Here is an 8670-nt window from a genome sequence, read left to right as displayed (position 1 = left end):
ATACACCCATTCGCGATTCCGAAGCGCTGAAGCGTCCCGGCGGCGAGGCGCGGAACATACGCAATGAATTTGAGAGCGCAAGGACTTTTTCGATGGCCAGGCGAGATATCAGCGGAGCCGTGGATTTCGCCTATCTGGAAGGGTTCGCGGCCGGCGACGCCACGGTGATCGAGGAGGTGCTGGCCCTGTTCCGCGAACAGGCCGCGCTGTGGACTCCGATGCTGTCGCCCGACCATCCCGGCTGGCGCGACGCGGTCCATACGGTCAAGGGCGCGGCGCGCGGCGTGGGGGCCAATGCGCTGGGCGACGTCTGCCAGCGCGCCGAGGCTGGCGAGGCCAGTCTGGACGAAGTGATCACCGCCCTCGATGCGGTGCTGCTGGACATCGCCGCCTATGTCCACGAGCAGGCGCTGCGGTCGCTGAAGGGGTAGCGACCCCTCAGCCGACCGCGATCAGCGACCGGTTCCAGGCGATCAGCGGCGAGGCCGGTGTAAGCTGGTGCTGCGTGGCGGTCACGATGAACACTGAATGGGTCTGGGCCTCGACGATGCTGTCGATCTCGCAGACGGCGCCGGCCAGGCCCCGCTGATAGGTCGGCGGCGTGTCCGGCGTCAGTCGCCAGCGTTCGGGCGCGAAGCGTTCGTGGGCCAGGCTCGGGCCGCCGAACCGCAGGGCCTCGTCCTTGTCGGCCGCGCCCAGCAGGGCGATCGACAGAGCCGGGCGGCGCAGGAACACCTCGTGACAGCCGGCTTCCTTCCGCACGCAGAACAGGAAGCGCGGCGGCTCCACCGAAAGTCCGGTGATCGAACTGACCAGCAGGCCGCGCGGCGTGTGGCCATCCCAGCAGGAAACGATGGCGACGCCGCTGGCCAGGTGGGCCAGCACCTCCTTGAAGTCGGCGCCGACGGCCCCGGAGTCCTGGACGGAAGCGGCCAGCGCTGCGTGAGCGGTCATTTCGGCGGCTCCCGTCCCTGGCGTCCGGATCAGCGGGCCGGCGCGCCGGCCGGGGCGAGGTCGTCTTCCTCGTCCTCGTTCAGCGCCCCCAGCTCGCCCCGCTCGCGGGCCTTCTTGCCATAGACCTGCTCGAACAGCGGCGAGGTCATCAGCGTGGTGACCAGGGCCATGACCACCAGCATCGAGAACAGCGCCGGGCCGATGATGCCCTTCTGCAGGCCGATGTTGATGATGATCAGCTCCATCAGGCCGCGGGCGTTCATCAGCGCGCCGATGCCCATGGCCGTGGCGTTGTCCTGGCCGGTCAGGCGCGCGGCGGCCCAGCAGGCGCCGCCCTTGGCCAGGATCGAGCCGACCAGGATGACCATGGCCACCGCCGCCAGCGACCAGCTGTTCAGCAGGTTCATCTGGGTGTTGAGGCCCGAGAAGGTGAAGAACATCGGCACCAGCAGGGCGACCGTCAGCGGCTCCAGCGACTTCTTCAGCTCGCGGGTCAGGACGCCGCGCGGCATGGCCGTGCCCAGCAGGAAGCCGCCGAATACCGAGTGCAGGCCGGCCGCGTCCATGGCCCAGGCGCTGAGCATGAACAGCATGATGACCACGCCCAGCAGAGGCGGCGTGATCTTGCCCTCGCGCTCGGCCCAACGGCCAAGGGGCGCCAGCAGCTTGGGTCCCAGGGTCAGCATGAACAGGGCGAAGGCGCCGCCGCCGATCGCCGCCTTCATCGCCACGGCCGGGCCGCCGCCGAAGCTGGCCAGGACGATGGCCAGAACCGTCCAGGCGCCGGCGTCGTCGATGGCGCCCGACGACAGGGCCAGCGAGCCCAGCCGGGTCTTGGTCAGGCCGCGCTCCTGGATGATGCGGGCCAGCACCGGGAAGGCGGTGATCGAGATGGCCGCGCCCATGAACAGCATGGCCTGGAACGACTGCACGCCCTTGCCGAACAGGTTCAGGCTCATCAGCCATGGCGTCAGGGCGATCGCCACCAGGAACGGCGCGATCATGCCCGACAGCGACACCGTCACCGCGCTCTTGGCGTTGGCCTTGAAGTGATCGGCGCGGAAGCCGACGCCGACCAGGAACATGTAGAGGCCCACGCCCAGCTGCGCGCCGACGAACAGGACCGACTTGGTCTCCTTGGGGAAGATCATGTGCTGGATGTCGGGGGCCAGCAGGCCGAACAGCGACGGACCCAGTATGATGCCGGCGATCATCTCGCCGATCACCTGGGGCTGGTCGAAGAACCGCTTCATGACCCAGCCGCTCGCGCGGCAAGCCGCCACGATGACGAACATCTGCAGGAAAAAGGCTACGCTCAATTCAGCCGGCGTCACGGCGTCCCCCTGTGATTTTCGCCGCTTGGAAGCGGTCGCGTTTCATCCCTGGAGGGAACGCTAACAACGTGAAAACTCGGCTGGCAACAGGTTTTGGACAACGTTGTCACTGTAGGTATGTGCCTACAGATAATCGCGGTTGGTGTGATGCTGGATACGTCGCGCCGACGGCGCCGACGGCGCCGTCGAACGACGCCGGGGCGGAGGCCTCGTCCCAGGTCGGATCGACATTCATCTGCTGGTTTCCCCCAAGACCCGTCTTTCCCCGCGAAGGCGGGGATCCAAGCTGACCTTCAGGAGGAGGCGCGGCCGTGATCCATTCGCGGATTCGGCTTGGGTCCCGCCTTCGCGGGGGGGCTCGGTGAAAAATCAGCGCGAGCCCGTGGCGGAAGATCCGTCCTAGACCGGGTTCGGAATCGAGTCCGTCAGATCCTCGAACTCGCCGACCTCCAGGCCGGCCGTTTCCTTGCGGGTGATGATCTTGGTGTCGTAGCTGCGCGACACGAACACCCGCACGCCGCGATAGCGCTGGCCGCGCTTGGCCGAGACGGTCTCGGTGCGGATCTGCACGCCATAGGCCTTGTCGTTCAGATAGATCAGGCCGGGACGCAGGTCGTCGTCGCCCTTGGCGAGCGCTTCGGCGGCCATCTCGTCCAACTGCTGGTCGATCTCTTCCTTGGTCACGCGGCGCCCTTGGTCCGGTCCCAGCTGTCGTGCTCGTAGGCGATGCAGCGGTCGATCAGGGTGCGCCAGACCGGCTCGGCGATGGCTTCCGATAGGCCGGCGTCGCGCGCGGCGGCCTTGACCTTGTCGACCACGTCCTCGATGCGGGCGCGGTCGAACACCTTGCTGCGGTCGGTCTTGATGCGGGCGGCGGCGTCCATGTAACCCTGGCGCTCGGCGAGCAGGGCCACCAGGGCCCGGTCCAGGGCGTCGACGCCCTGGCGCACGTCGACCATGGTCTGGCAGTCGGCCGGCGCCAGGCGCTCGTCGACGTTGAGAGTCGTCTTGATCATGAGCCCCTTTAAGCCGGTTTGGCGGGGCTGTTCCAGCCTAGATGCCCGCCCCGTTGTCGATCGTCAGCAAGGCCGCTTCGTGGGCGGCCGCCTCGTCCTTCAGCCAGCCGACGAAGGCCTTCACCTGCGGCAGGCGGCCCTTGGCCTTGGGGTGGACCACATAATAGGCGAAGTCGACCGAGGTCGCGATGTCGAACGGGATCACCAGGCGGCCGGCGTCGAGATCGGCCTGGGCCAGGGTGCGCTTGGCCAGGGCGATGCCGCGGCCGTTGGCGGCGGCCTCGATCACCAGGCTCGACTGGTTGAAGCGCGGGCCGCGGGCGCCGTCGACGCCCCGGATGCCGCGCGCCGCCAGCCACATGGCCCAGTCCGGGCACGAATCGTCGGCGTCGGGCGAGCCGTCGTGCAGCAGGATGTGGCGCGACAGGTCTTCGGGGCTCTCCAGCGGCGTCTCGGCCAGCAGCTCGGGGCTGGCGACCGGCACGACCGTTTCGTTGAGCAGGCGGATGACTTCCAGGCCGGGATAGCGACCCGAGCCGTAACGGATGGCCAGGTCCACCTCGCCGGCGGCGAAGTCGACCACTTCCATGCCGGCCGACAGCCAGACATCGACCTGCGGCTGGGCCTGCTCGAACTTGCCCAGGCGCGGCACCAGCCACTTGGCGGCGAAGGACGGGGCGGCCGTCAGGGTCAGGCGGCGGCCGTCGACGGCGGCGGTCAGCAGGGACGCGGCCTCGGCCAGGCGGTCGAAGGCCTCGCGCAGGGCGGGCAGGGCGGTCTGGGCCGCGTCGGTCAGCAGCAGGCCCTTGGGCGTGCGCTTGAACAGGGCCGCGCCGACATAGTCTTCCAGGTTCTGGATCTGCTGGCTCACGGCGCCGGGCGTCACCGACAGTTCGTCGGCGGCGCGGCTGAAGTTCAGATGGCGCGCCGCGGCCTCGAAAGCCCGCAGGGCGTTGAGAGGCGGAAGGCGGCGCCGTTCGTTCTGTCGTTCCATGAGTTTTACTGAACGCCCCGGCAGAAGTCCTTGTTTGCGAATTGGCCTGCCCGCGCCCAGTTTGCAAGCGTTCGCTGACGGATTGGCCCTTTTCGTCGGCGGGCAAGAGCGGGGCGAGCTTTCGGGTTCGCCCCGTATTTCATTGGGTTTGGACGGCGAGGGTCAATCGGCTCGCGCCGCTTTCGCGCGTCCATGGACGCTTTTAGAGGACCTGGGATCGCGCATGGCGTCGCCCTCGGATCGCAAGGCTGAACCCCGTCTGGTCGCGCTTCGCGGCGGCGAGGGCGTGCGGCCGGTTCCGGGACGGGTGACGCTGGTCGGCGCTGGTCCCGGCGATCCCGACCTGCTGACCATCAAGGCGCTGAAGGCGCTGCAGGCCGCCGACGTGCTGGTGCACGACGGCCTGGTCTCGGCCGAAATCCTCGATCTCGCCCCCCAGGCCCGCCGCATCGACGTGGCCAAGCGCAAGTCGCGCCACACCCTGCCGCAGGACGACATCAACCAGCTGCTGGTCGCCCTGGCCCGTGAAGGCCTGGAGGTCGTGCGCCTTAAGGGCGGCGATCCCTTCCTGTTCGGCCGTGGCGGCGAGGAGCTTTCCGCCTGCCGCGAGGCCGGCGTCGACTGCACCGTGGTGCCCGGCGTAACCGCCGCTCTCGCCGCCAGCGCCGGCGCAGGCGCGCCCCTGACCCATCGCGGCAGCGCCCAGGCCGTCACCTTCGTCACCGGCCACGCGGCCCACGGCGAGCCGGACCTGGACTGGACCGCCCTGGCGCGTCCCAACCAGACCGTCGTCGTCTATATGGGCGTCTCGACCGCGGGCTTCATCGCCCAGCGCCTGACCGCCGCCGGCCGCGCCGGCTCGACGCCGGCCCTGGTCGTCGAGAACGCCAGCCGTTCCGACGAACGCCGCATCCTCACCACCCTGGCCGGTCTGGCGACCGCGACCGAGGGGCTGAAGGGGCCGGCCCTGCTGATGGTCGGCGAGGCCATGGCCATGGCCGAAATCCCCCATATATCGGGGCAATCTCCCGGCAGCGTCGCAACCGCCGCCGTCTTCGAAGTTCAAAACGTGAGTTCGGGCCAATGAAAGCCGTGACCGCCAATCGCCTCATCGACGGGGAGGTCGTCTTCTGGAAGGAAGGCGCGTGGGTGGACGGCTTCGGCGACGCCCAGCTGTTCGACGACGCCCAGGCCGAAGCGGTCGAGGCCGCCGTCGCCGCCGGCAAGGCCGCCCCGACCGTGATCGTCGATCCCTATCCGATCGACCTCATCACCGTCGAAGACCTGGGTTTGGCCCCGGTCAGCTACCGCGAGCGCATCCGCGCCCTTGGCCCCACCAACGAACTTCTCCACGGCAAGCAGGCTGAAGGCGGCGCCGTCGTCGAAGCCATCCGCCACGCTTCCGGCGCCGCCCGCTCGACGGGCCGCGTCGACCTGATCCGCCGCAAGTAGGCCGACCCTATGTATCAGTACGACGTCATCGACCGTGAATTCCTGACGGACCGCTCCAACGAGTTCCGTCACCAGGTGGCCCGCCGCCTGGCCGGCGACCTCACCGAGGACCAGTTCAAGCCGCTGCGCCTGATGAACGGCCTCTACCTGCAGCTCCACGCCTACATGCTGCGGGTCGCCATCCCGTACGGCTCGCTCAACGCCCGCCAAGCCCGCCGCCTGGCCTGGATCGCCCGCACCTACGACAAGGGCTACGGGCACATGACCACGCGTCAGAACGTCCAGTTCAACTGGATCAAGCTGAAGGACGCGCCGGACATCCTGGACGCCCTGGCCGAGGTCGATCTGCACGCCATCCAGACCAGCGGCAACTGCATCCGCAACACCACGGCCGATCCCTATGCCGGCGCCACCGCCGAAGAGATCGACGATCCGCGCGTGTGGTCGGAAGTGATCCGCCAGTGGTCGACCTTGCACCCGGAATTCAGCTACCTGCCGCGCAAGTTCAAGATCGCCATCACCGGCGCCCTGACCGATCGCGCGGCGGTGAAGGTGCACGACATCGGCCTGATCCTGCGCCGGGCCCGCGACGGCTCGCTGGGCTTCGAGGTGATCGTCGGCGGCGGGCAGGGGCGTACGCCCTATGTCGGCCCGACCATCAAGCAGCACCTGCCGGCCTCGAGCCTGCTGAGCTATCTGGAAGCCGTCCTGCGCGTCTACAACCGCCACGGTCGCCGCGACAACATCTACAAGGCCCGCATCAAGATCCTGGTCGCCGCCCTCGGCGCCGAGGAGTTCGGCCGCCAGGTCGAGGAAGAGTGGGCCAAGATCGACCATGACCGGGCCGACCTCGGCGACGTCGAGTTGGCCCGCATCCGCGGCGCCTTCGCCCAGACCCCGTTCGAGACCCTGCCGGCCCGCTCGGAAGTCTTCGAGGCCGCCAAGGCCGCCAGCCCGTCGCTGGCCCGCTTCGCGCGCAACAACGTCAAGCCGCACAAGAAGCCGGGCTACGCCATCGTCGAGGTCTCGCTGAAGGCCATCGGCCAGACGCCGGGCGACGCCACCGCCGACCAGCTGGACGTCGTGGCCGATCTCGCCGAGCGCTACGGCCTGGACGACCTGCGCGTGACTCACGCCCAGAACCTCGTCCTGCCGCACATCAAGCTCGACGACCTGCCGGCGGTGCACGCCATCCTCGAGGCCAACGGCCTGGCCACGGCCAATATCGACCTGGTCAGCGACATCATCGCCTGCCCGGGCCTCGACTACTGCGCATTGGCAAATGCGCGCGCCATCCCGATCGCCCAGGACATCGCCAAGACCTTCGCCGACCCCGACCGGGCCGAGACGATCGGCGAGCTGAAGATCAAGATCAGCGGCTGCATCAACGCCTGCGGCCACCACCACGTGGCCCACATCGGCATCCTGGGCGTCGACAAGAAGGGCGAGGAATTCTACCAGCTCTCGCTCGGCGGCTCGGGCGCGGAAGACGCCACGATCGGCAAGATCCTCGGCCCGGCTCTGCCGGCCGACAAGGTCGCCCCCGCCATCGACACCCTGGTCGACACCTATCTGGCCGCGCGCCAGGGCGAGGAGCGCTTCCTCGACACCTATCGCCGCGTCGGCCTCGAGCCCTTCAAGGAAGCGGTCTATGCCCAAGCTGATTAAGCTGATCGACGGCGCGGCCCAATCGGCTGAGAACGCCTTCGTCAACGTCGCCGACGAGGACGCCATTCCGGACGCCGGCGACGTCATCCTGTCGCTGACCCGCTTCCAGGCCGAGGGCGACGCGCTGCTGTCGTCCAACAGCCGCCGCGTCGGCGTGCGCATCGAGCCGGCCGAAGAGGTCGAGGCTCTGGCCTACGACCTGCCGCGCCTGTCGGTGGTGGCCCTGGCCTTCCCGAAGTACCGCGACGGTCGCGCCTACACCTCGGCCCGCCTGCTGCGCGAGCGCTTCAAGTACCAGGGCGAGATCCGCGCCGTGGGCGACGTGCTGCAGGAGCAGGCCGGCTTCATGGTCCGCGTCGGCTTCGACGCCTTCGAGCCCAACGACGGCGCCACGCCCGAGGCCTGGACCAAGGCCGCCAACCGGTTCCGCCACGTCTATCAGCGCGCCGTCGACGCCCGCCCGATCGCGGCGGACGAGCGGGCCCAAGCCAAGGAAGGCGCCCTCTGATGGCCTACGACCAGACCGACGCCGCGCCGACCCTGGCGGCGCGGCTGGACGCCGAACTGCGCGACGCCCATCCGCTGACTATCCTGCGCAAGGCCTACGAGACCTTCGGCGACAAGCTGGCCCTGGTCAGCTCGTTCGGCGCGGAGTCGGCGGTGTTGCTGCACCTGGCCTCGCAGGTCTCCAAGGACATCCCGGTGCTGTTCCTGGACACCGGCATGTTGTTCGGCCAGACCCTGGACTACCGCAAGAGCCTGGCCGCCAAGCTTGGCCTGGCCGACGTGCGCGACCTGCGCCCGGCCTTCGCGGATATCGCGGTGACCGATCCCAAGTCGGACCTCTGGCGCACCGACACCGACGCCTGCTGCCACATCCGCAAGGTGCTGCCGCTGGACCGCGCCATCGAGGGCTTCTCGGCCTGGTGCACCGGCCGCAAGCGCTTCCATGGCGGCGACCGCCTGCGTCTCGCCGTGGTCGAGGACGCCGACGGAAAACTGAAGTTCAATCCGCTGGCCAACTGGAGCAAGGCCGAGCTCGACGCCTATGTCGCCGAGCACCAGTTGCCGACCCACCCGCTGGTCGCCCAGGGGTTCCCGTCGATCGGCTGCTGGCCGTGCACCAAGCCGGTGGACGACCCCAACGCCGACGTCCGCGCCGGGCGCTGGCAGGGCCAGGACAAGACCGAGTGCGGCATCCACGTCGCCCGCGCCCCGGGCGTCGCCCCCAATGTCGGCGGCGACATCTGAG

General features: G+C 69.0%; 11 protein-coding genes. 6 read left to right on the top strand and 5 right to left on the bottom strand.

Annotated features, from left to right (window positions below; genetic code table 11):
- Window positions 1-92: 92 nt before the first annotated feature.
- Entirely contained in the window at window positions 93-431 is a 339-nt protein-coding gene (locus AC1RRS_RS17130) for an Hpt domain-containing protein (protein ID WP_492856161.1), read from the top strand.
- A gap of 7 nt (window positions 432-438) precedes the next feature.
- Here AC1RRS_RS17130 and AC1RRS_RS17125 read toward each other — a convergent pair whose 3' ends face one another.
- The 5 genes from AC1RRS_RS17125 to gcvA all read right to left on the bottom strand — a co-directional run bounded on the left by AC1RRS_RS17125 (window position 439) and on the right by gcvA (window position 4298).
- Entirely contained in the window at window positions 439-954 is a 516-nt protein-coding gene (locus AC1RRS_RS17125) for a flavin reductase family protein (RefSeq protein WP_492856160.1), read from the bottom strand.
- Between the two features lie 29 nt (window positions 955-983).
- Window positions 984-2273, bottom strand: coding sequence for a cation:proton antiporter (locus AC1RRS_RS17120; RefSeq protein WP_492856159.1), 1290 nt, complete (start codon window positions 2271-2273; stop codon window positions 984-986).
- A gap of 414 nt (window positions 2274-2687) precedes the next feature.
- A complete protein-coding gene (locus AC1RRS_RS17115; protein ID WP_492856158.1) occupies window positions 2688-2972 on the bottom strand; it encodes a hypothetical protein in 285 nt (94 codons plus the stop codon).
- The gene (locus AC1RRS_RS17110) at window positions 2969-3304 is read right to left on the bottom strand and encodes a chorismate mutase (RefSeq protein ID WP_492856157.1); all 336 of its coding nucleotides are present in this window, start codon (window positions 3302-3304) and stop codon (window positions 2969-2971) included. The genes AC1RRS_RS17115 and AC1RRS_RS17110 overlap by 4 nt, the downstream gene beginning before the upstream one ends.
- Before the next feature lie 37 nt (window positions 3305-3341).
- Window positions 3342-4298: a transcriptional regulator GcvA gene (gcvA, locus tag AC1RRS_RS17105; protein ID WP_492856156.1), complete on the bottom strand. Its 957-nt coding sequence runs from the start codon at window positions 4296-4298 to the stop codon at window positions 3342-3344.
- Between the two features lie 223 nt (window positions 4299-4521).
- Here gcvA and cobA point away from each other — a divergent pair, with 223 nt between their 5' ends.
- From cobA to AC1RRS_RS17080, 5 genes are read left to right on the top strand one after another with little or no spacing between them, the layout of a single operon-like run.
- Window positions 4522-5385, top strand: coding sequence for a uroporphyrinogen-III C-methyltransferase (gene cobA / locus AC1RRS_RS17100; protein ID WP_492856155.1), 864 nt, complete (start codon window positions 4522-4524; stop codon window positions 5383-5385).
- Window positions 5382-5750, top strand: coding sequence for a DUF2849 domain-containing protein (locus AC1RRS_RS17095; protein WP_492856154.1), 369 nt, complete (start codon window positions 5382-5384; stop codon window positions 5748-5750). Before cobA ends, AC1RRS_RS17095 begins: the two co-directional genes overlap by 4 nt.
- A gap of 9 nt (window positions 5751-5759) precedes the next feature.
- The gene (locus tag AC1RRS_RS17090) at window positions 5760-7418 is read left to right on the top strand and encodes a nitrite/sulfite reductase (protein ID WP_492856153.1); all 1659 of its coding nucleotides are present in this window, start codon (window positions 5760-5762) and stop codon (window positions 7416-7418) included.
- Window positions 7402-7926 carry a DUF934 domain-containing protein gene (locus AC1RRS_RS17085; RefSeq protein WP_492856152.1) on the top strand — a complete coding sequence of 175 codons (525 nt, stop codon included), beginning with the start codon at window positions 7402-7404 and terminating at the stop codon, window positions 7924-7926. The genes AC1RRS_RS17090 and AC1RRS_RS17085 overlap by 17 nt, the downstream gene beginning before the upstream one ends.
- On the top strand, window positions 7926-8669 hold the full coding sequence (locus tag AC1RRS_RS17080) for a phosphoadenylyl-sulfate reductase (RefSeq protein ID WP_492856151.1): 744 nt from the start codon (window positions 7926-7928) through the stop codon (window positions 8667-8669). Before AC1RRS_RS17085 ends, AC1RRS_RS17080 begins: the two co-directional genes overlap by 1 nt.
- Window position 8670: the final 1 nt, after the last annotated feature.

The sequence above is a fragment of the Caulobacter sp. GW821-FHT12A07 genome (assembly GCF_058807655.1).
Note: the sequence above shows the minus strand (reverse complement) of the source record. Positions and strands in the feature narration are given on the sequence as shown.